This window comes from Terasakiella sediminum, from assembly GCF_033100395.1.
Lineage (GTDB): Bacteria > Pseudomonadota > Alphaproteobacteria > Rhodospirillales > Terasakiellaceae > Terasakiella.
Genome location: NZ_JAWLVJ010000003.1, coordinates 57,339 through 80,547, shown reverse-complemented (window position 1 = coordinate 80,547; position 23,209 = coordinate 57,339). Strand labels below are relative to the sequence as shown.

20 protein-coding genes and 1 tRNA gene are annotated in these 23,209 nt (G+C 49.7%); 3 read left to right on the top strand and 18 right to left on the bottom strand.

Annotation, left to right across the window (positions count from 1 at the left end; translation table 11 throughout):
- Nucleotides 1-54: 54 nt before the first annotated feature.
- A complete protein-coding gene (gene pgl / locus RYZ26_RS02925) occupies nucleotides 55-768 on the top strand; it encodes a 6-phosphogluconolactonase (protein ID WP_317681646.1) in 714 nt (237 codons plus the stop codon).
- On the opposite strand, the gene RYZ26_RS02920 is transcribed toward pgl, so the two are convergent.
- The 16 genes from RYZ26_RS02920 to RYZ26_RS02845 form a co-directional block, all read right to left on the bottom strand.
- On the bottom strand, nucleotides 765-1,664 hold the full coding sequence (locus RYZ26_RS02920) for a hydroxymethylglutaryl-CoA lyase (protein WP_317681645.1): 900 nt from the start codon (nucleotides 1,662-1,664) through the stop codon (nucleotides 765-767). The two genes, pgl and RYZ26_RS02920, sit on opposite strands and share 4 nt — an antisense overlap.
- A gap of 4 nt (nucleotides 1,665-1,668) precedes the next feature.
- Nucleotides 1,669-3,666, bottom strand: a complete 1,998-nt coding sequence (locus RYZ26_RS02915) for an acetyl/propionyl/methylcrotonyl-CoA carboxylase subunit alpha (RefSeq protein ID WP_317681644.1) — start codon at nucleotides 3,664-3,666, stop codon at nucleotides 1,669-1,671.
- On the bottom strand, nucleotides 3,666-4,460 hold the full coding sequence (locus RYZ26_RS02910) for an enoyl-CoA hydratase/isomerase family protein (protein WP_317681643.1): 795 nt from the start codon (nucleotides 4,458-4,460) through the stop codon (nucleotides 3,666-3,668). Before RYZ26_RS02910 ends, RYZ26_RS02915 begins: the two co-directional genes overlap by 1 nt.
- Before the next feature lie 9 nt (nucleotides 4,461-4,469).
- Nucleotides 4,470-6,083 carry a carboxyl transferase domain-containing protein gene (locus RYZ26_RS02905; protein WP_317681642.1) on the bottom strand — a complete coding sequence of 538 codons (1,614 nt, stop codon included), beginning with the start codon at nucleotides 6,081-6,083 and terminating at the stop codon, nucleotides 4,470-4,472.
- A gap of 3 nt (nucleotides 6,084-6,086) precedes the next feature.
- Nucleotides 6,087-6,698: a 2-hydroxychromene-2-carboxylate isomerase gene (locus RYZ26_RS02900; protein WP_317681641.1), complete on the bottom strand. Its 612-nt coding sequence runs from the start codon at nucleotides 6,696-6,698 to the stop codon at nucleotides 6,087-6,089.
- A 1-nt stretch (nucleotide 6,699) separates the two neighbouring features.
- A complete protein-coding gene (locus RYZ26_RS02895) occupies nucleotides 6,700-7,305 on the bottom strand; it encodes a 2-hydroxychromene-2-carboxylate isomerase (RefSeq protein ID WP_317681639.1) in 606 nt (201 codons plus the stop codon).
- A gap of 149 nt (nucleotides 7,306-7,454) precedes the next feature.
- Nucleotides 7,455-8,591, bottom strand: a complete 1,137-nt coding sequence (locus RYZ26_RS02890) for an acyl-CoA dehydrogenase family protein (protein WP_317681638.1) — start codon at nucleotides 8,589-8,591, stop codon at nucleotides 7,455-7,457.
- A gap of 36 nt (nucleotides 8,592-8,627) precedes the next feature.
- Nucleotides 8,628-9,818, bottom strand: coding sequence for an acetyl-CoA C-acyltransferase (locus RYZ26_RS02885; RefSeq protein ID WP_317681637.1), 1,191 nt, complete (start codon nucleotides 9,816-9,818; stop codon nucleotides 8,628-8,630).
- Between the two features lie 94 nt (nucleotides 9,819-9,912).
- Nucleotides 9,913-11,085 carry an isovaleryl-CoA dehydrogenase gene (locus tag RYZ26_RS02880; protein WP_317681636.1) on the bottom strand — a complete coding sequence of 391 codons (1,173 nt, stop codon included), beginning with the start codon at nucleotides 11,083-11,085 and terminating at the stop codon, nucleotides 9,913-9,915.
- Between the two features lie 149 nt (nucleotides 11,086-11,234).
- Nucleotides 11,235-12,974, bottom strand: a complete 1,740-nt coding sequence (locus RYZ26_RS02875) for a methyl-accepting chemotaxis protein (protein ID WP_317681635.1) — start codon at nucleotides 12,972-12,974, stop codon at nucleotides 11,235-11,237.
- 112 nt (nucleotides 12,975-13,086) lie between these two features.
- Complete coding sequence (locus tag RYZ26_RS02870) at nucleotides 13,087-13,524, bottom strand: PaaI family thioesterase (protein ID WP_317681634.1); 438 nt, start codon at nucleotides 13,522-13,524, stop codon at nucleotides 13,087-13,089.
- Nucleotides 13,525-13,527: 3 nt separating this feature from the next.
- The gene (locus tag RYZ26_RS02865) at nucleotides 13,528-13,980 is read right to left on the bottom strand and encodes an acyl-CoA thioesterase (RefSeq protein WP_317681633.1); all 453 of its coding nucleotides are present in this window, start codon (nucleotides 13,978-13,980) and stop codon (nucleotides 13,528-13,530) included.
- Between the two features lie 94 nt (nucleotides 13,981-14,074).
- Nucleotides 14,075-14,467: a MerR family transcriptional regulator gene (locus RYZ26_RS02860; protein WP_317681632.1), complete on the bottom strand. Its 393-nt coding sequence runs from the start codon at nucleotides 14,465-14,467 to the stop codon at nucleotides 14,075-14,077.
- Between the two features lie 67 nt (nucleotides 14,468-14,534).
- Nucleotides 14,535-15,944 (bottom strand): magnesium transporter, encoded by a 1,410-nt coding sequence (gene mgtE / locus RYZ26_RS02855; RefSeq protein ID WP_317681803.1) that lies wholly within the window; start codon nucleotides 15,942-15,944, stop codon nucleotides 14,535-14,537.
- 16 nt (nucleotides 15,945-15,960) lie between these two features.
- Complete coding sequence (locus tag RYZ26_RS02850) at nucleotides 15,961-18,267, bottom strand: NADP-dependent malic enzyme (RefSeq protein ID WP_317681631.1); 2,307 nt, start codon at nucleotides 18,265-18,267, stop codon at nucleotides 15,961-15,963.
- A 277-nt stretch (nucleotides 18,268-18,544) separates the two neighbouring features.
- Nucleotides 18,545-18,763, bottom strand: a complete 219-nt coding sequence (locus RYZ26_RS02845; protein ID WP_317681630.1) for a DUF1653 domain-containing protein — start codon at nucleotides 18,761-18,763, stop codon at nucleotides 18,545-18,547.
- Between the two features lie 139 nt (nucleotides 18,764-18,902).
- Between RYZ26_RS02845 and RYZ26_RS02840 the strand changes: the two genes are divergently transcribed.
- A complete protein-coding gene (locus tag RYZ26_RS02840; protein WP_317681629.1) occupies nucleotides 18,903-20,390 on the top strand; it encodes a hypothetical protein in 1,488 nt (495 codons plus the stop codon).
- Here RYZ26_RS02840 and RYZ26_RS02835 read toward each other — a convergent pair.
- Nucleotides 20,379-22,154 carry a PAS domain S-box protein gene (locus RYZ26_RS02835; RefSeq protein ID WP_317681628.1) on the bottom strand — a complete coding sequence of 592 codons (1,776 nt, stop codon included), beginning with the start codon at nucleotides 22,152-22,154 and terminating at the stop codon, nucleotides 20,379-20,381. The genes RYZ26_RS02840 and RYZ26_RS02835 overlap by 12 nt on opposite strands.
- 149 nt (nucleotides 22,155-22,303) lie before the next feature.
- Nucleotides 22,304-22,390 (bottom strand) — tRNA-Leu (locus RYZ26_RS02830).
- Between the two features lie 143 nt (nucleotides 22,391-22,533).
- Here RYZ26_RS02830 and lipB point away from each other — a divergent pair.
- Nucleotides 22,534-23,199, top strand: coding sequence for a lipoyl(octanoyl) transferase LipB (gene lipB / locus RYZ26_RS02825; RefSeq protein WP_317681802.1), 666 nt, complete (start codon nucleotides 22,534-22,536; stop codon nucleotides 23,197-23,199).
- The last annotated feature ends 10 nt before the right edge of the window (nucleotides 23,200-23,209 follow it).

Sequence of the window (23,209 nt, the reverse complement as noted above, 5' to 3'; positions counted from 1 at the left end):
GCCTGAGTATAATCCTTTTCCAAAATTTGCAAGTCTTCCAAAGGTCAAAATGCCATGAATGCCCCAACTGTCGAGATCAAAAAATTTGAAACCCGCGCTGATTGGGTCCAGGCACTGGCCGATAAAATGGCAACGCAGATAAAACAGAAACTTCAATCTGACGGGACTGCGTCTATCGCCCTAAGTGGTGGTCGCTCCCCTGCCCCTATGCTAGATGCTTTATCCGGTCATGATCTGGACTGGCAAAATGTAACCGTGACCCTGGTGGATGACCGCTGGGTCCCGGTGGGGTCAGATCGTAGTAATGAAGCTTTGGTGCGAAACCACCTGTTACAAGGCCCGGCTGCGGCAGCGCAATTTATTGGGCTGACTACGGATCATAAAACACCCGAAGAAGGCTTGGATGGCGTTGAACGACAACTAAGCACACTCCCCCTGCCCTTTGCCAGCTTATTTATTGGGCTGGGCGAAGATGGTCATACTGCCAGCCTGTTTCCGTGCGCACCAGCACAGGAACTTGCCCAAGGCTTTGCGCCTAACGAGGAACAAAAAGTCGCCGCCATCAATCCAGAAAGCCAGCCGGAAGCGCGCATCACCCTGACCCTGCCGACCATTTTGAATTCAGACCATATTGCCTTGTTTATCTATGGGGAAGAAAAATGGCAGGTCTTTGAAGAAGCCATGAAAAACGGACCGGAAGAAGAACTTCCGATCCGTGCAGTCTTACGTGGGGCAAAGACCCCGATAGAAGTGTACTGGGCACCTTAACCAACAGAAAGAGCCAGAGAAACCTTAGATGCAGGCTTGCGGTTAATCACTTCACTGATGAAACGGCCTGCTTCACAGAGTTTTTCCAGATCAACACCGCTTTCAATGCCCAGGCCATTGAGCATGTAAACCACATCCTCGGTCGCAACGTTCCCAGACGCCCCCTTGGCATAAGGACAGCCACCAAGACCCGCAACCGATGAATCCACCGTTGCCACACCCATTTCAAGGGCTGCATAAATATTGGCAAGGGCCTGACCGTAAGTGTCATGGAAATGTGCCGCCAGATGTTCCATTGGTACCTGCTGGGAAACGGCGCGCAGCATATCCTGCACCTTGCCCGGTGTGCCTACGCCAACGGTATCACCAAGGGAAATTTCATAGCAGCCCATGTCGTAAAGTTTAGCGGACACTTCAGCGACTTTATCGGCGGCAATTTCACCTTCATAAGGACATCCAACCACGCAGGACACATAACCACGCACGCGGATGTTTTCTTTTTTGGCTGCTTCCACAACGGGTTTGAACCGTTCCAGGCTTTCATCGATGGAACAATTAATGTTCTTCTGTGAAAAACTTTCAGAAGCTGCACCAAAGATCGCGACTTCTTCAGCCCCTACAGCCAGCGCGCCTTCAAAACCTTTCATGTTGGGCGTCAGGACGGGGTAAGAGACACCATCCTTGCGGGTGATTTTCTCCATGATCTCTGCACTATCACCCATCTGCGGCACCCACTTGGGGGAGACGAAGCTGCCTGCTTCAATCACAGACAGGCCCGCATCACCCAACGCATGGATCAGCTGAATTTTCGCTTCCGTGGGAACAACTTCCTTTTCGTTTTGCAGCCCATCACGTGGGCCAACTTCAACGATTTTTACTTTTTTTGGTAAAGCCATTGTCTTACTCACCATGAATTTTCAGCAGTTCAACACCTTCTTCAAGCTGATCACCTGCATTAAAGAAGATATCTTCCACCACACCGTCCATGGGCGCAGAAATGGTATGTTCCATCTTCATGGCTTCAAGGATCATCAGGGCGTCACCTTCTTTGACTTCCTGATCTTTTTCCACCAGAACAGAAACCACTTTCCCCGGCATAGGCGATGTCAGTGACCCACTCGCTTCATTTTGATTTTCAGCCGCAGACAGCGGATCAAACAGTTTCAAAGCGTGCGCACGACCATGAACCAGAATTTCCAGATCATCACCATGACGAACCACGGTTGCCTTCATGCGGCGACCACCCAGATCAGCCAGGAGGTCACCATTTTCATCGCGTTCACCACGCACCAGAATGTCACCACCCGGCAGTTCCATAACAAAGCCACTTTCACGATAATGACATGTGACCGTGATGGTATCTTCCTCGTTCACAAAATAAAGTTCGTGATGATTGTCATCATTCATGCGGAAACCGCTTGTGGAATGCCATGGGCTGAACGGATCACCCGACCAGTCGGCCTGTGCCTGCACTTCTTCTTCGCGGGCAATGAACACATCCAGACAAGCCAAGGCAAGCGCATCGTCGGTGATATGTTCACGCTCGGGGAAGAGGTCGTTTTCATGACGTTCAATAAAGCCCGTATCCACGTCAAAATTAACGAATGCCGGATGAGACACAAGTGTTGCCAGAAATTCGATATTGGTCGTCAAACCCACAACCTGATAGTCCGCCAAAGCTTTACGCATATAACGAAGTGCACCATCGCGCGTGTCGCCCCAGACGATCAGTTTTGAAATCATCGGATCATAGTAAATCGAGACTTCATCACCTTCACGCACACCTGTATCAATACGCACATGGGCGCTTTCTTCTGGTGTGCGCAGATGTTTCAGCTTCCCCGTTGCAGGCAGGAAGTCATTATCCGGATCTTCGGCATAAATCCGAACTTCCATGGCATGACCGCTGATGGACAGATCATCCTGTTTAACCGGGATGGGCTGACCGGATGCGATGCGCAACTGCCATTCCACCAGGTCTTCGCCTGTGATCAATTCTGTCACCGGATGTTCCACCTGAAGACGGGTGTTCATTTCCATAAAATAGAAAGACCCATCTTCATCAAGCAGGAATTCAACGGTGCCTGCGCCTTCATAGCCAATGGCACGCGCGGCATTACAAGCTGCCACACCCATGCGGTGACGCAGGTCCTGCGTCATGTTCGGTGCCGGGGCTTCTTCCACCACTTTCTGGTGGCGACGCTGGACAGAACAATCACGTTCAAACAGATAAACCGCTTCGTCATGCTGGTCAGCGAAGACCTGAATTTCCACGTGACGTGGCTTGGTCAGATATTTTTCCACCAGCATGTGGTCATCGCCAAAGCCTTTCATAGATTCGCGTTTGGCGGCCTCATAAGAATCTTCGATCTCATCTTCCGACCAGACGATCCGCATGCCTTTACCACCGCCGCCAGCAGCGGCTTTCAAGATCACCGGATAGCCCATCTTGTTGGCATGTTCGCGCATCAGCTCAATGCCCTGCTCATCCCCGTGATAACCCGGGACCAGCGGCACATTGGCTTCTTCCATAATCTTCTTGGCTTCAGATTTTGACCCCATGGCCTCAATCGCACCGACGGGTGGGCCGATAAAGGTAATGTCATTTTCCGCCAAGGCACGGCAGAAGGCTGCATTTTCAGACAGGAAGCCATAGCCCGGGTGCATGGCTTGCGCACCGGATTTCTTACAAACTTCGATGATCTTGTTGTAATCAAGATAACTTTCAGCCGCTGGTGAAGCCCCAATATAATAAGCCTCATCCGCCATGGAAACATGCATGGCGCCCGCATCTGCATCAGAATAGACAGCGACAGTTTTCACGCCCATACGACGGGCTGTTTTGATCACACGACAAGCGATCTCGCCACGGTTGGCAATCAGGATTTTATTAAACATTATGCGTTCCCCTTAACCCAAGACGGTTTTCGTTTTTCAAGAAAAGCGCCAAGGCCTTCTTTCCCTTCGACAGATGCGCGTTGATTGGCAATCCGCTCGGCTGTGTCTTTAATGACAGTTTCATCCACTGGACGGTTATAAACTGCAAAGATCAGGTCTTTACAGGCCGCAACAGAGGCTGGACCATTGCCCATCATGGCTTCAATCAGTTTTTCAACCGCACCGTCCAGTTCGTCCGCCGCCACAACTTCATGCAGCAGGCCGAAACGCAAGGCTTCATCGGCCTTGAACCGTTCTGCTGTCAGCATATATCGACGGCTTGCACGTTGCCCCATGGCATTCACCACATAAGGGGAAATCACCGCCGGGATCAGGCCCAGTTTCACTTCGGACAGGCAGAAGCTGGCATATTCTGACCCCACAGCCATATCACAGGCCGCAACCAGTCCAACACCGCCGCCAAAGGCCGCGCCCTGAACTTTCGCAATGGTCGGTTTCTTCAGGAAATTCAATGTTTCCATCAGACCGCCCAAGCCCATGGCATCTTCAAAGTTTTCTTCATAAGAATAAGCCGCCATGCGCTTCATCCAGTTCAGATCGGCGCCGGCTGAAAAGCTTTTGCCTTCTGCAGCCAACACGACAACGCGCACGTCATCGTTGGCTTCCAGCTCTTTCAATTTCGCTGTCAGATCAGCGATCATCACATCGTCAAAAGCGTTGTGCATCTCTGCGCGCGTCATGGTCAGTGTGGCCACACCACGTGCATCAATTTCAATTTTTGAAGTCTCAGTCATGATCCACCCTTACATCCTGAAGATGCCGAAGTTGGTCGGCTCGATTGGTTTATTAAGCGACGCTGACAGGGACAAGCCCAGCATCATGCGCGTATCAACCGGATCAAACACACCATCATCCCACAGACGGGCTGAGGCGTAATACGGATGACCTTCGACTTCATATTTATCAAGGATCGGTTTTTTGAATTCTTCTTCAGCCTCGGCTGACCATTCTTCGCCTTTGCGTTCCATCCCATCACGCTTGATGGTGGACAGCACGCCTGCGGCCTGTTCACCGCCCATTACGGAAATACGAGAATTTGGCCACATAAACATGAAGTTTGGATCATAGCCACGGCCACACATGGCGTAGTTGCCCGCACCAAAGGAGCCACCGATCACACAGGTGATTTTTGGCACATTGGCACAAGCCGTTGCCGTTACCATCTTCGCACCATGTTTAGCGATGCCTTCTGCTTCGTACTTGCGACCAACCATAAAGCCGGTGATGTTTTGCAGATACAGAAGCGGAATACCGCGTTGAGCACAAAGCTCGATAAAGTGCGCGCCTTTTTGCGCAGCTTCGGAGAACAGAATACCGTTGTTCGCCACAATCCCGACCGGATAGCCATAAAGATGCGCAAAACCAGTGACAATCGTTGTGCCATAAAGGGCCTTGAATTCATCAAAGCGGGATCCATCAACGATACGGGCGATGACTTCGCGGATATCAAACGGCTTTTTGGTATCAGCCGGGATAATGCCGTAAAGTTCTTCTGCTGGATAAAGTGGCTCTTCCGGTTCACGGATGTCCAGGTTTGGATTTTTCACACGGTTGAGGTTGCGCACGACTTGGCGGGCCAGGGCAAGCGCATGACCATCATCCTGTGCATAATGGTCCGCCACACCGGATGTCTTACAGTGCACGTCCGCACCACCCAGATCTTCGGCAGAAACCACTTCACCTGTCGCCGCTTTTACCAGTGGGGGGCCGCCCAGGAAGATGGTTCCTTGTTCTTTTACAATGATACTTTCATCCGACATAGCAGGCACATACGCCCCACCCGCTGTACAGGACCCGTGAACAACGGCGACCTGCGGAATGTTCTGACCCGACATATTGGCCTGATTATAGAAGATACGACCAAAGTGATCACGATCCGGGAAAACTTCATCCTGACGTGGCAGGTTCGCCCCACCAGATTCCACTAGGTAGACGCAAGGCAGATTGTTTTTCAGTGCGATTTCCTGGGCGCGCAGGTGTTTTTTCACCGTGATGGGATAGTAAGACCCGCCTTTTACGGTTGGATCGTTGGCAACCACCATACATTCCTGACCTTCGATGCGGCCAATCCCGGTGATCACGCCACCAGCGGCAATGGTGCCGTCTTCCGGATACATATCCCAACCGGCAAGCTGAGAAAGCTCCAAGAATGGTGAACCCACATCCAGCAGACGACGGATACGTTCACGCGCCAGCAGTTTACCGCGACGGATATGACGTTCGTTGGCTGTCACGCCACCGCCTTGTTTAACAGTCGCAATGACTTCGCGCAGATCATCAACCTGCTTTTTCATTGCTTCAGCATTGGCCTTGAAATCGTCAGACCGGGTGTTGATGGACGTTTTTAGAATGCTCATGATTTATGACCACTTCCCCTGTTTGAGCCAGTCACGGATCATCGGCAATCGGTCCCATCCCCAAAAACTCTCACCATCAATGATGATGAAGGGAGAACCGAAGACGCCACGATCAATCGCTTTCTGACCTTCTTCAATTAATCTTGCTTTAACGTGTTTATCCTGAACAGCGCTCAGGAATTCTTCTTTGTCGATGCCACACTCTGCGGCAACTTCTGCGGTTTCTTCGTTCGTCCACATCGGACGACGATCCGCGAAATAAGCTTTGTAGGCAGCTTTGGCAAATCTAATGGCAAGCTCTTCACGACCTTGATCCATCAGCCAGTAAAACCCGCGTGGTGCCGCCAGAATTCCGGTTGGGAATTTGGCAGGCAGGTGCCAGGGCGTGCCCGTATAGGCGCTGATGCGTTCCCAATCGTTCAGGCAATAATCGCCTTTTAACGGAACATCGCGCAGCGGAACCGCCCCTGTTTTCTCAAAGGCTGAGCCCAGCATATAAGGTTTCCAAATGACCTTGCGGCCAAACTCTTCGCCAATGGCCTCAATCTGATTGGCGGCGAAATATCCATAGGGGCTGCCAAATTCGAAATAAAACTCAATGATTTTGTCTGTCATGTCACCAGCCACCTGTTTTCAGCCATTGATCGATTTGTTCCTTTCGATCGTTGCCCCAAAAGCCTTCGCCATCAACTCTTATAAAGGGGGCACCAAACACGCCATTTTCAATGGCGCGGGTGGTTTCATCTTTCAGGCGATCTTTGATCATAGGTTCACGAATGCCAGCGATCAATGTGCTTGCATCAATATCAAGATGATCACACAGAAGCTTTAATTCTTCCGCACTGGCCGGGGCCACGCCCTCTTCGAAATATCGGTTAAAAGCCAGCTTGGCAAAAGCCACAGCTTTTTCCGGTGCGTTTTTTTCCAACCAGTAAAAGCCACGCGACGGGGCAAGCGCGAGATACGGAAACGGATCAGCGATGACCACATCCAAACCGACCATACGCGCAGATCGTAAAAAGTCGTGCATGCCATAGTCACCGCGCAGCGGCTGATGGAACAGCGGCTTCATGCCCGTTTCTTTAAACATAACGCCCAACATGACCGGCTTCCAGGTGACCGTGCGGTCATATCGGGCCGCCAGATCATCGATCCACTTGCTGGTCAGATAGGCAAATGGCGAAGACAGATCAAAGTAAAATTCAATCGGTTTCTGGGTCATGATAAAAGCCCTTCAACTACGCCCGCAGGTCGCGTTTTTTGGTATGTTTCTTTGCTATATTTCATCTTGCGATCAGTGCCTCAAAGCTGAAAATGTTAACCATTTAACATATAAAAAACAAAACCTTATGGACCTAGTAGATGGCCGAATTAACCATTTAAGACGGCGCGCGAGATGACGATTTTCTGCACCTCGCTGGTGCCTTCATAAATCTGGCAAATACGTACATCGCGGTAATATTTCTCCACCGGAAATTCCGATGAATAGCCATAACCACCAAAAATCTGGATCGCTTCGGAACAGACTTTTTCTGCCATCTCTGAAGCAAAGACTTTCGCCATGGAGGCCTCTTTCAGGCACGGCATATCCGCATCGCGAAGGCTGGCAGCGTGCAATACCATCTGACGCGCGGCATGAATTTGCGTTGCCATGTCAGAAAGCTTGAATGCGATGGCCTGATGTTGGGCAATCGGCTTGCCGAACGCTTCACGTTCTTTTGCATATTCAACAGATGCATCCAGTGCCGCACGTGCCATACCGACACATTGTGATGCGATCCCAATGCGGCCACTTTCCAGATTTGAAAGCGCAATTTTATATCCCATGCCTTCTTCGCCCAGCAGATTTTCAGCTGGCAAACGCATGTCTTCAAAAACGATCTGTGCGGTGTCAGATGCCTTCTGACCCATCTTATGTTCCAGGCTAGAAACGATATATCCGGGCGTATCTGTCGGCACGATGAAGGCAGAAATCCCTTTTGCACCAGCCTCCGGATCAGTTACGGCAAATGCAATGAGCGTATCGCCAATCTTGCCGGAGGTGATAAATTGCTTGGTGCCATTAAGAACATAATGATCGCCATCACGCTTGGCGCGACACTTCAAAGCAGACGCATCAGAACCGGTATGTGGCTCAGTTAAAGCAAAACATCCAAGTTGTTCTCCGGCCGCCATTGGCTTAAGAAACTTCTCTTTCTGCTCGTTATTGCCAAACTTTAAGATTGGCCCATAACCAACTGAATTATGTACAGAAAGAACCGTACTTAAAGCACCATCTCCTGCTGCAATTTCTTCAAGTGCCAAAGCTAAACCAACATAGCCAATTTCGGATCCGTTGTGTTCAGCCGGAGCAACCATCCCCATCAGTCCAAGCTCTGCCATCTCGGCAAAAATCTCTTTTGGGAAGGCCTCATCAGCCTCCCACTGGCGGGCGTTCGGGGCGATGCGATCGGTGGCGAAGTTACGCACCATATCGCGGATCAAAACCTGTTCTTCGTTCAGAATCATTTGTTTGACTCTATTTTCCACATATCATTACTGAAATTAAGCGACGCGTTCAAAGGCCATGGCAGTTGCTTCGCCACCACCAATACACAGGGACGCCACACCGTTTTTCTTGCCGTATTTTTCAAGCGCTGCGAGCAGCGTCACAATCACACGGGCACCGGATGCACCGATGGGGTGACCCAAGGCACAGGCCCCGCCATGAACGTTAACTTTATCCGCATCCAGTTCCAGATCACGCATGGCGGCCATGGTCACAACAGCAAAGGCTTCGTTAATTTCCCACAGGTCCACATCGTCCTTGGACCAGCCGACATTTTCCAAAAGCTCTTTCATCGCGCCAACAGGGGCGGTGGTGAAGAGATTTGGTTCCTGCGCAAAGGTCGTGTGACCGAGAACGCGTGCAATTAGCTTCAGCCCACGCTTTTCAGCTTCACTTTCACGCATCATCACAAGCGCTGCTGCCCCATCAGAGATAGAAGACGAGTTTGCAGCTGTCACCGTACCGTCTTTTGCAAAGGCAGGACGCAGGGATGGAATTTTATCAGGGCGCGCATTACCTGGCTGCTCATCCGTATCGATCACAGTTTCGCTTTTACGCGTCTTGACCGTCACAGGTGTGATTTCCGCCTTAAACGAACCATCTTCAATCGCAGCATTGGCGCGCGACAGGGAACGGATGGCAAATTCATCCTGTTCTTCACGGGTAAACTGATAAGATTGCGCACACTCTTCAGCGAACGTGCCCATCAGGCGACCTTTATCATAGGCGTCTTCCAGACCGTCCAGGAACATATGGTCTTTGACCTGACCATGGCCCAGACGCATGCCGTCACGGGCTTTTTCCAGCAGATACGGTGCATTGGTCATACTTTCCATGCCACCAGCAACCATCACATCATTGACACCTGCCTTGATCAAATCATGACACAGCATCGCAGCTTTCATGCCGGAGCCACACATTTTGTTGATGGTGGTACAGCCTGTCGCCAACTCAAGGCCACCAGAAAGGGCAGCCTGACGTGCCGGGGCCTGGCCCTGACCTGCACCAAGAACGTTCCCGAAGATCACTTCACCGACATCTTCTGCCTTAACGCCTGCACGTTCCACAGCCGCTTTAATCGCTTCGCCACCCAATTCAGACGCTGTCAGGGCAGAGAACATACCCTGCATACCGCCCATGGGCGTACGTGCAGAACCAACAATTACGATAGGATCATTCTGAGACATGTTTTTTCCTCTTTGTCATCCCGGCGAAGGCCGGGATCTGATAAATTCGAACAAGATCCCTGCCTTCGCAGGGATGACGCTTTATATGTAGGACTTATTTGGTTTCGTTAAACAGTTCGCGACCGATCAGCATACGGCGAATTTCGGATGTACCCGCGCCGATTTCATAAAGCTTGGCATCACGCAGCAGACGACCTGTTGGATATTCGTTGATATAGCCATTGCCACCCAGAATTTGAATAGCATCCAGGGCCATCTGTGTTGCTTTTTCAGCTGCATACAAGATCACACCAGCCGCATCCTTACGGGTTGTTTCCCCACGGGCACAGGCTGCGTTTACCGCATAGACATAAGCTTTACAGGCATTCATGGTGGAATACATATCGGCAACCTTGCCCTGGATCAGCTGGAACTCGCCGATGGACTGACCGAATTGCTTGCGTTCGTGAATGTAGGGGACAACAACATCCATACACGCTTGCATAATCCCGGTCGGTCCACCTGCAAGAACAGAACGTTCGTAATCCAGACCGGACATCAGAACGCGGACACCTTTGTTCAATTCACCCAGAATATTTTCTTCCGGCACTTCGCAATCCTGGAACACAAGCTCACAGGTATTGGACCCTCGCATCCCAAGCTTATCGAGCTTTTGCGCAGTTGAGAAACCCGGGAAATCTTTTTCAATGATGAAGGCTGTGATCCCTTTGGGGCCGGCATCCATATCGGTTTTCGCATAAACAACCAATGTATCAGCGTCCGGTCCGTTGGTGATCCACATCTTATTGCCGTTCAGGATGAAACGATCACCCTTCTTTTCAGCCTTCAACTTCATGGACACAACGTCGGAACCCGCACCTGGCTCACTCATCGCCAAGGAACCGATATGTTCACCAGAAATCAGTTTTGGCAGATATTTTTCTTTCTGCGCCTGATTACCATTACGATAAATCTGGTTCACACACAGGTTTGAGTGCGCACCATAGGATAGACCGATAGAAGCAGAGGCACGGCTGATTTCTTCAACAGCGATCACATGTTCCAGATAGGACATCCCTGCCCCGCCAAATTCTTCTGAAACCGTAATCCCCAAAAGACCCAGCTCCCCAAAGCGCGGCCACAAGTCATTAGGAAAGGCATTTTCTTCATCCGTCTTGGCGGCAATTGGTGCGATCTCTTCTTTTGCAAAAGAACTGACCATATCGCGGATCATGTCTGCGGTTTCACCCAGATTAAAGTTCAAAGAAGGATATTCTACGAAGCTCATAACTCTTTCCCATTTCCCTAAAGGTGCATCTTCATGCGTTTTAAAATCTGCCAAAAATATATTTTACGTTTACGTAAACGTCAACTTATGAATTGTAAAAAAAAGTGAGGGCACAAACGCACCCTCACCCTTAACCGACCAAAACCAGCTTAGAACCTGATGTTTCCAGAGCTTCCATCCCGGATATCATCCAGAAATTCCTGCACGGAACTTCTAAGATGCTGGCTTGCATTTTTCACATTATTGGCAGAATCCGCAACGCTATGGGCCAGCCGACCTGTGTCACTGGCAGCTTGCGCCACGCCGGAAATATTGGAAGAAACTTCTTCATTACCACGGGCTGCTTCATTCACATTATGGGCAATCTCACCTGTTGCCGCACTTTGTTCTTCAACAGCAGCAGCAATGGAGGAAGTATATTCATTCAAATGCCCGATGGTGGTAGCAATACCATCGATCGCATCTACCGCCCCGGTTGTCTCACTTTGAATTTTACCAATTTGCGCACCGATCTCTTCGGTTGCCTTGGCAGTTTGTTGGGCAAGGTTCTTCACCTCACTTGCCACAACCGCAAACCCTTTACCCGCATCGCCCGCACGGGCCGCTTCGATGGTAGCGTTCAAGGCTAGCATATTGGTTTGTTCCGCAATATCGGTGATCAGCTTGACCACATCCCCAATACGCCCAACTTCTTCAGCCAGCGTTGAAATCGTCTGGGTGGTTTCCTGTGCTTCGGCAACCGCACCACTTGAAATCTCGGATGATTTTGCGACCTGCTCAGAAATCTCGTTGATTGATGCTGTCAATTGTGCACCAGACGCCGAAACAGCCTCCACATTCGCAGTTGCTTCTTCGGTTGCTGCAGATACCGCCTGGCTTTGCGCACTTGTCTGATCCGCTGCTGAAGACATCTGACCTGCCATACCTTCCAGGTCTGTCAGCACATCTGAAATTTCCTGCATACTACCGGAAACACGGCCTTCCAGATCGTCCGCCATCTGCATCATGGTTGCCTGACGCTCTTTTTTGACTTTTTCTTCCGCTTCTTTTTGCTCATCCTGAAGGCGCTTGTTTTCAATCGCACTTTCTTTAAAGATTTGAACAGACTCTGCCATCTCGCCCAACTCGTCCGAACGATCACGACCATGAACCTCAGTGTCCAGTTTCCCTTGTGAAAGCCCGGTCATAGTTGCCGTCATCTGCGAGATATTCTTGCACAACTTGGTCACTGCAATAATCGCAGCAAAACCAACAAGTACAGAAATCACAATCGGCACAAGCGAAACATTACGCAAAGAATTGTTCTTTTCTTTATCCTTCGCCAGAAGCTCACCTTCTTCTGTCAGGCTTTCTTTAACAATGGCTTTAACACCTTTGTTCACCTGGCCAACGCCATCCTGAATCTTGGCCGCAACTTCATCAAAGTTGCCCATCATCTTATTACCACCCGCCGGACCGTCAGCAATATAGGCTTCAGCCATCTGAACACCGACCTGATAATAAGGACCAAAGGCGTCGCCCATTTCTTTAAGGCTCGCTGTCAGTTTGGGTTGATTAAGCTCTTCTGTCAGTTTAAGTGCCACTGCAAGATTGGCTTTAAATTCATCTGCATTGGCCTTGGCTTCATCAAAACCATCATTCAGACCATCCAGACCACGGGTCGCGGAAATATCCGTCAGCCACTGCTGCACCTGAATCACATTGACTTTCAGGTCTTGCGTAACGGTAATTAAAGGCAGAACTTTATCTTTAATTTTGTTAGAAGATGCGGAAATCTCATCGAATGCATCGGAACTTTGCCCGGCAATCATCAACAGCAACGCGCTATTAACCATTACGAAAGCAAGCATCAGTGCAAAAGCACCAATTAATTTAGTACGGATTGTCATAATCTCAGCCACCCAAAAAGGTTGATTTATCTTTTGGGAAATACATAGCAGACTATAACGACAAAATTAAGCCTTTTGTATAAACGCCAAGATTATGGTTATTGCAAAAATTCTACACATCAACAGCCATCAATGTCTGTATCGCACATGCACAATGAGTTTCATGCCCCTCTGTCACTGCATACACATCAATGTTGGTTACAGTCAGGGTGCGGCCATGTTTAACCACGCGCCCTACTCCTTTCAGATAATCACCAGCGCCAGGGGCCATGATATTCAGTTTATATTCCACAGTCAGCATGGCCTGACCTTCTGCCAGCAAGGAATATCCCGCAAAGCCACCGGAGACATCAGCCAATGTCCCAATCACACCACCATGGAAATAGCCATGATGCTGATCCAGTTCCGACTTGAACGGGATATGAAGCTCACAAAACCCAGGCTGGATTTCAACCATCTCCACGCCCAGATGTTCCATAAAACCTTGCTTGGCGAAAGCCTGCTGGACGATCTCGATATAATTTTCTGACCTGGGCTGAAACTGGCTCATGACTTACTCCGCCGCCTTTTTCGTTTCACCCAAAAAAGCCTGCCCTTTTGCCAGAATATCTTTCGGGATTTCAGACGCACGGCGCGCCGTCTGATCCATATGGACACCAAACAATTCGCAATCGGCAACCAGATCACCCGTGATACTGTCGAACATGCGATGGATCATCTTGAATTTCTTGCCTTCAAACAGCGCCAGATGGGTGCGCACTGTTACACTGTCACCTGCGACCATTTCTTTTTTATAGGTCACATGATGATCCACAGCCGCCACACCGCCATTACGTTCGGAGAAATATTTCTTGTTGATCCCCAGCTCCGCCAACAAATTCCAGGCAGCATCATCAAATTTTGCCATATAGTGACGCACATTCAGGTGCCCCATATGATCACATTCCCACTGCTGAACGACACTGCGATGGGTCACGATGGATTTTGGGTGAATTAAATCAGTCATGGGGGGGGCACTCTCTTCAATTTACGTTTACGTAAAGGTTAACTATTAGATCAAACAAATACCCTGATCACCGACCAAGGTCACAGACGAAAAGTTAGGCTTTTTTATTTTTAAGAAGGGTCGAACACTGATCTTCCAGTGTATCCAGCTCACCCAGCATGGCTTCGATATCTGCCTGTTGCTGGGTCAGGGCCGTGCGACGTTCCTGAATACGGTCCAGAAAGACCTGTAATTGGGTAACTTCTGATCTGTCCGTATCATAAAGATCGATCAATTCCTGAATTTCAGACAGGGCAAAACCAAGGCGTTTACCGCGCATAATCAAGCGTAGACGAACGCGATCACGCTGAGAATAAATCCGGCGCTGTCCTTCGCGCGCAGGCGAAATCAGACCTTTATCTTCATAGAAACGGATGGTTCGCGTGGTGATATCGAACTCTTTGGATAAATCCGTAATGCTGAATGTTGTTTTCTTTTGATCACTCATAACGCGCAAAGCTTAATTTACCTTTACGTAAACGTAAAGCATTTTCTTTCTGCCATGTCGTTTTCTATCAAAGAAGGACCAGGGCCGCCAGCCCTAAAAAGGCGAAGAAGCCCACAACGTCTGTGACGGTCGTCAAAAAGACAGAGGATGAAATCGCAGGGTCCGCCCCAAATCGATCCAGCGCAACCGGGATGAGCGCACCTGCAAATCCAGCCACCACCATATTCACAATCATGGCCGCCCCGATCACGCCTGCCAAAGCCCCGTCGCCAAACCAGGCCCAGGTGGCAAGCCCGACAAGGACAGCAAAGACCGCCCCGTTTACACAACCAACAGCGACTTCCTTGCCCACTACTCGAATGGCGTTGGCAGGCGTCAATTCATTCATGGCAATGGCACGCACCGCAATGGTCAGGGTCTGCGTCCCCGCATTTCCGCCCATGGAAGCCACAATCGGCATCAGGACGGCGAGCGCAACCAACTGTTCAATCGTATCGGTGAACAAACCGATTACAACGGACGCCAGAATGGCCGTCCCCAGATTGACCACAAGCCACCAGACCCGTGATTTCGCCGCATCCATGGCGGAGCTATAGAACTCATCCTGGGTTACCCCCCCCATACGCATGATGTCTTCTTCGTGTTCTTCATCAATAACGTCGAGAACGTCATCGACTGTGATCACACCCAAGAGACGCGAATTGTCATCGACAACAGGGGCTGATACCAGGTCACGGTCCCGGAAAATAAAAGCCACCGCTTCCTGATCGGTATCGACCGGAATGGTGGTCAATTGTTCTTCCATCAGATTGCCGATCCGCACCGGGCGCTTGTTGCGCATCAACCGGCTAAGCTGCACGGTACCCAGGGGATTGAATTTTGGGTCCACCACAAAGATTTCATAGAAATCATCTGGTAAATCCACATCACCGCGCAGATAATCCAGCGTCTCGCCCACCGTCCAGAAAGCAGGGACAGTGACGAGTTCGCGCTGCATCAAACGACCAGCGGAATCTTCCGGGAAAGACAGACCTTCTAAAATCGCCTGGCGTTCTTCCCCGTGAGGAAGCGCTTCCAAGACTTCTTTCTGGTCTTCTTCGTCCAGTTCTTCGATAACGGCCAAAGCGTCATCGCTATCCATCTCGACGATGACCTGGGCAACCTGATCGGCACCCATTTCATCAACGACTTCTTCAAGGATATCTTCGTCGAGTTCTGAAATAACGTCCGGGTCAACTTCATCCCCGACGATCTGATAAACCTGCGAACGGTCATCAGATTTAAGCTGCTGCAAGATATCTGCAGCATCCGCATAGTGCAGATCGTCAAACAGTTCTTTTACAGCTTCTTCATTGCCATCACGCAAATGATCGTGAAGTTGGGAGAGGTGTTCCTCCCCCAAACCGAATGCATCCCCTTCTTCGATCTCGACATCGGGTTGCACATCCGTTTCTTCAACGATTTGCTTTTCAGGCATATCCGTCACGTCGAACTTACTCCGACTCACCAGCGTGGATTTGTGCATCCACAACTGCAACCGCACTGACGTTCACCACTGCACGCACAGTGGCAGATGGTGACAGGATATGTGCAGGTTTCGCAGCCCCTAGCAACAACGGACCAACAGGCAGGCCATCAGCCGTCATTTTCACCAGGTTATAGGCGATGTTAGCGGAATCCAGATTTGGCATAATCAACAGGTTCGCCGACCCGCGCAAACGCGAGTTCGGGAAGATGTTGTTACGCAGCTGTTCAGAAAGCGCAGCATCGGAATGCATCTCGCCTTCGATTTCCAGTTTTGGATCCTGTTCCAGCACCAACTCACGCACGCGGCGCATTTTAAACGATGACTCGTTGTCACGGTTACCGAAGTTGGAATGACACAACAGCGCAACTTTTGGCGTGATACCAAAACGACGCACTTCTTCCGCCGCCATCAACGTAATCTCCGCCAGCTGTTCGGCCGTCGGGTCATAGTTCACGTAGGTATCACACATAAAGAGCGTGTCTTTTTCCATGATCACAAGGTTCATCGCAGCCAGAACGGACTGTTTCTCACGAATACCGATCACACCTTCCAACTGTTCCAGATGCTTACCGTAACGCCCCGAAGTCCCACAGATCATGGCATCGGCTTCCCCCCGGCGCACCATGATGGAGGCCAGAATGGTCGGACGGGTACGCACCAGGCTAAGGGCTGCTGACGGTGAAATACCGCGACGCCCCATCAGACGGTGATAGTAATCACCATAACTGTGTAGGCGGAAATCACGCATGATCTCGACAATCTCGATATCTTTATCGACTTCCAGACGCAAACCCAGGTCTTTGATCTTTTTCTCAATTACATCACGGCGACCGATCAGGATCGGTGTTGCCAGACCATCATCCACAACGATCTGAACCGCGCGCAATACGCGATCATCTTCCCCTTCAGCATAAACGATCTTCTTAGGATTACGTTTTGCCTGTTCAAACACAGGCTTCATGATCATGCCGGAACGATAAACGAACTGTGACAGTTTTTCACGATACGCACGGAAATCATCGATCGGACGTGTGGCAACGCCACTATCCATCGCCGCTTTGGCAACGGCCAAAGTCACGTTCAGGATCAGACGTGGATCAAACGGTTTCGGGATCAGATATTCCGGGCCAAAACAAAGGTTTTCTTCACCATAAGCTTTGGTCACTCGTTCATCCGCTTCCACCAATGCCAGATCAGCCAGCGCTTCCACACAGGCCATTTTCATTTCAGCATTAATGGTTGTCGCCCCTACATCCAACGCACCTCGGAAGATGTATGGGAAACATAAAACGTTGTTCACCTGGTTTGGATAGTCAGAACGACCTGTCGCCATGATGCAGTCCGGGCGCACTTCTTTGGCCAGTTCCGGGCGAATTTCAGGTTCCGGGTTGGCCAATGCAAAGATGATCGGCTGCTCACCCATCTTGGCGACCATTTCCTGCTTCAGCACCCCTGGGGCAGAAAGACCGAGGAAGATGTCTGCACCTTCAATGGCTTCATCCATGGTGCGATGATCAGTATCGATGGCGAAAACTTCTTTATATTCGTCCATCTCTTCCGTGCGACCTTTATAGACCACACCAACGATATCACAGACGGTGATATTTTCACGGGGCAGACCCATGTGCTTCAGCACGTTCAGACACGAAAGAGCCGCAGCCCCCGCACCGGATGCCACAAGCTTCACGTTCTTGATATCTTTGCCGATGATGCGCAGCGCGTTCTTGATCGCAGCGCCCACAATAATGGCTGTACCATGCTGGTCATCGTGGAAGACCGGAATGTTGCAGCGTTCTTTCAGTTCGCGCTCGACATAAAAACATTCAGGTGCTTTGATATCTTCAAGGTTAATCCCGCCGAAGGTTGGTTCCAGCGCGGCAATAATATCAACCAGCTTTTCCGGATCACGTTCTTCAACTTCGATATCAAACACATCAATATCGGCAAATTTCTTGAAGAGAACGCCTTTACCTTCCATCACCGGCTTTGACGCCAGCGGTCCAATGGCACCCAAGCCCAGAACGGCCGTCCCGTTGGAAATAACGCCCACCAGATTGCCGCGTGCGGTCATGTTTGCCGCTTCTTTTTCATCACGCACAATCTCTTCACAGGCAAAGGCCACGCCTGGTGAATAAGCCAGCGCAAGGTCGCGTTGGTTTGCCAGTGGTTTTGTTGCAGTTACACTGATTTTACCCGGTACAGGAAAGCGGTGGTAGTCCAGCGCGCCCTGACGGAATTTTGCCTCAGTATTCTTTTTTTCTTCATCTGCCATGCACTCGTCCCCTTTGTGTGGCTAGGTGTTACCCTATAAATTTCGACAGCGATTCGAATTTAATTTTTTGGTCTCTAATGCTCCCCTCTCCTGAAGCATTAAAAATCCTGCAGCCATCGTCTTTTTTGTTTGATCACGATTGTCCTGCAAGAAGGACGTTTCCTTCTGCCACAATAGCTTTATCGACAAAAAGCACAATAAAAAAAGGCCCATTGGGCCTTATTTTTCAACCAGCAGATTGAAATATTTTTGCAATCTTTTAGAAACTATCAAAAACCTATTCATCACCGACATATTTGAAACGCGGCAACGTCTGCCCGTCCACTTCCACATCTTCCACAAACATATCAAGCGGGCGTACCCAAATACCGCGCTCTCCATATTGCGGCTGATAGACCACCAGTTCTTCCAGGGTCTCTGAATGTTTCGCCACACCCATCACCACATATTCATTACCTTTGTAGTGGATATATTTGCCGTTTTTAACTATGCTCATCGATTATACTTTTTCTTGAGTTTTTCAGTGTCGCGACGGTAGCCAGATACTTAGACAAGTTCAATGTTTTTTCATCTATGATAAAGTAATTTCTGCTAACGTCTTAAATAAATATAACAAAAGGACATCCGTGTCAGACATGCGCACAAGAAAGCTAAACGCAAAAACAAATCTTTTCGTCACCGGGCTTTCCCTTTGCTGGGTCACCGCAATGCTATGGTTTGCTTCTCCGCTTTCCCATCAGTTGGGTTTCTTAATCCTCAGCGTCACAGAACTTAAAATTCTGACACTTGGCTATGCGGTATTTTTAGGGCTTTTGTGTTACCCTTCCAGTCAGAATAAAAAAGACACATCCGCCCAAACATCTGATTACCTTCTTGCCTTTGCAGGAAGTATTGGCATCCTGTACTTCCTGTTTTTCATTACAAACCTTCATGACATCATGAAAAGTAGTCTCTACATTGACTGGATCTTTGCCACGGTTGGTTTAATCCTCTTGCTGGAAGCAACACGAAGGGTCCTTGCCTTGCCACTTGCACTCCTGGCCGGGCTTACCCTTCTGATCATTGCCTTCCTGCCGGATACCAGTGCACAGAATCTCTTTCTTCATTACTGGTTTTCAACAGAAGCCGTGTTTGGTGTTAGTCTGGGCATTGCAACCACAATGCTTTCCTTTGCCGTTGTCATCGGATCAAAACTTGACTATCTCGGTTTTGGACAACAGATGATTGCAAAGCTCTATCAGCTGTTTATTCCCACCACCCACAAATCACTTATCCCGACGTGGCTAGATCAAAAGTTCTGGGCCTGGGCCTTCACCTTACTTTATCTGGAAGAAATTTATCGAACAGGCACTACCTATTTTGGACTACAAATCTTATTAGTCTTTCTCATTGTCACCCCTTATGGCTTGTTTCAGTATTGGCGCATAAAAACAAACCGGGAAGAAACACCTCTCATAAACCGCGTCCGCCAATTTTTCCCAATTGTCACCATCCTTACACTTGCACTAACTGGCTTTATGCAATCGACATTGTTTCTTCTGTTGCTCTGCGCCCCGGTATCAGTTTACAGAGCCCGACAATCCGCCGATCAAAAAGAAAAACCATCCCTCCTCAGCCTTTTGGAATCCTCCGCCCTAGGGGTCTTGTCTATCAGCCTGACCGCAACCGCCCTTTCTCTTCTTCTTTTCCTGATTGGTCAGTTAGGACATACAATTGATCTTTCAGCCCAGATTTCCAGAAGCTTGCTGATCAGTCTCATAACGGTTTTCGGGGGCATCCTGTTCCTTATATTGAGATCATCCTCCAGAAAGGTTTTCGCCCTCCCCGTTGCCTTTCTTTGCACAATTCTTCTGATCCTTGGCCTAGAACTGATTATGTTCAGACTATCGCCAGGCCTATCTGCTATACACGCAATTGCAGCCAGCAGCCTTATAGTCGCCCTATCGCAACTTCACGCCTTTTTCTTTCCCGGCAAACAAGATGATGCGCGTCCTGGCAGTCTGATGGACTGGTTCACCCTTGCGGGTCGAAATGCCGTCCCTGTGATCATCGCCGCTGCCACTGGCGGCATATTTATCGGTGCCATCACGCAAACGGGATTTCTCGTTCACTTATTCGGCTGATTGATCCGCACTGGGTACATCGACCCAGAAGATACTGCCGCCTTCCTGGTTGGGTTCAAACCCGATATTCCCGCCAATTTGCTCAGCCGTTTTCTGGGCAACGCAAAGACCAATGCCAACACCGGGAATAGATCCATTTTCCCGCCCCAACCGATTAAAGGGCTGAAACAAGTCGCCCTTATGTTTATCAATGATCCCCTGGCCGGAATCTTCCACACGGATGCGCACCATGTCGCCATGATGATGCATGCATTTGACGATCACGGTACCATCTTCGATATTAAATTTGATGGCATTTTCAACAAATTCCCCAAGAATACGCTTCAGGTGCGTCTCGCTGCATTTGACCGAGCAACAGTTGCTGCTGGTATTGACCAGATGGACTTTGGACTTTTCCCCAACATGCTGATGGGCTTCCAAAACATCAGAGACAATCTGGTTGACATGAAGCGTTTCCGGATTGAAATCCGCATCTTCAAGGGCGGTAAATTCAATCAGTTTATCCACCATATAAAGCAGCTCATCCCCGTTGTGCTGAATGTAGGTCAGCATCTCCAACTGCTTGTCTGTCAGGTTGGATTGCGAATTGCCCAGCAACAACTGTACAAAACCGTTGATGGAATTCAAGGGCGTCCTGAATTCATGGCTCAGCAAGGATAAGAAATCCGATTTCGCCTGACTTGCCACCATGGATTTCTGTTCGGCAATCACGCGTTCGGTTACATCCACCACGGTGGTCTGCACCACCTGTTCATCATACCAGGTCACCAGATTGTTAAAGGATTCCAGCCAGACCTTGGTGCCGTCTTTCTTAAGATATCGTGCGATATGCTGGGTGGGGGCTGTCATGCCGTTTTCACGGTTTTTGCGATATTGATGCAGCCTGTCGCGTTCTTCCGGCGCAATGAACTGCTCAACATTTTCAAGCTTCAAAAAGTCATCCACCTTTTCATAGCCCAAAATCCGCGCCATGGCATTATTGGCAAACAAAAGGTTCCACTCTTTATGGACATAGACCCCTTGAATGGAGTTTTCCAACAGGTCTTTAAAGCGCTGCTCACTGGCAAGCCACAGTTTTTCTGCTTCTTTTTCCTTGGTCAGATCCCGAACCGAAATCGCCACCCGGTACACATTGCCTTCATCATCCAGCACAGGGTGATATCGGTTGGAATAATAATGATCCCCATCCTTATCGATCTGCTCAAAGGCGTTTCCGGTTTCAAACACCCGCTGATGCCACTTTTGCCGCCTGCGCCCGAGCTCCGTAATCGGCTCTCTGAACATAGGCATTCCCGTCAGGGTGCCATCCGCGTTTTTGCGTTCATCCTCATACATATCTTCAAGGTTTTTGTTTGCAATCACGATGGTGCCGTCTTGTTCCACCAGCGCGGCATAATCGGTAGAGGCATTCAGAAAAGATAAAAGCTCCTGCCGGGACCTGTTCGTCACCCGCTCACTTTTCAGATGCCGAAGCAAGCCATATCCCACCGCCCAGATCGCCCCCAGCGACAACAGTCGATTTGTCAGCACAATCCATTCTTCACTGCCCATATCAGACAGGAAGTAGCCAACAGCAATTAAAAGACTGCAGATAAAAACACAGGTCCAGACATGCGTGGAAGATCGTGTCCGGCTGATCAGTATGACAGGGACAACATAGCCGACCCCCATTGCCACCCCTAAAGGAAACAACAGGTCCGCCCCAAAGACGATGAGGGTCAGTAAAACCGCGCCCCCAACAATCCTGTTTGTCATACGGCCCATAAAATACTCATTCCCGGTTTTCAGGACACACGATTGGTCTGATGCCCGCTTATTGGGTCAGTATAATGATTTTCTATCAGAAGGGGGAACTTTTGTTGAGACCGCCCAAAACAAAAAATCCCCGCCTCATCACTGAAGCAGGGATTTTATGGTGCGGTCGAGAAGACTCGAACTTCCACGGGGGTTAGCCCATAGCGACCTCAACGCTACGCGTCTACCAATTCCGCCACGACCGCATATTTTGTGGCATAAGATGTTGGAAGGGTGTATGAGGTTTTTTAATCACCCGAACATCTTGTGTGGGCGTGGGTATAAACAAACTCTTCAGATAGATCAAGACATGAATGATAAAAATTTTACATCTTTGTTAAGAAACGGCATCGAATGGCGTTTTAGCGACGATGAAGTGCCGTACGAAGAAGCGCTTTCCTTTATGGAACAACGTGTTAGTGAAATTCAAAAAGGCGAGGCTCCGGAATGTATCTGGTTGCTGGAACATCCGCCACTTTACACGGCCGGGACCAGCGCGGACCCGAAAGACCTGATCGACCCTGAACGTTTCCCCGTTTATGACGCCGGACGTGGCGGTCAGTACACTTATCACGGCCCCGGACAACGTATTGCCTATGTCATGCTGGACCTGTCAAAGCGCGGACGTGACATCCGTAAATTCGTCAGCAATCTGGAAGAATGGGTTATTCAAACCCTTGCCACCTTTAACATTCAGGGGGAACGCCGCGAAGGCCGCGTTGGCATCTGGGTGGATCGGGGCATGGGTCGTGAAGATAAAATTGGTGCCATTGGTGTACGTGTGCGCAAATGGGTCACCTTCCATGGGATCTCCCTGAATGTAGAACCTGACCTGTCCCACTTTGGGGGAATCGTGCCTTGCGGCATTTCTGAACATGGGGTGACGTCCCTGCAGGACCTCGGCATCTGGATCACCATGCAGGAAGTTGATAGTCTGCTGATGACCTGTTTTGATGCGGTGTTTGCCGACACCGAGGCTGAAACAGACGAAGACGAAGACGAAGACGCAGAATAAAAAAAGGCGG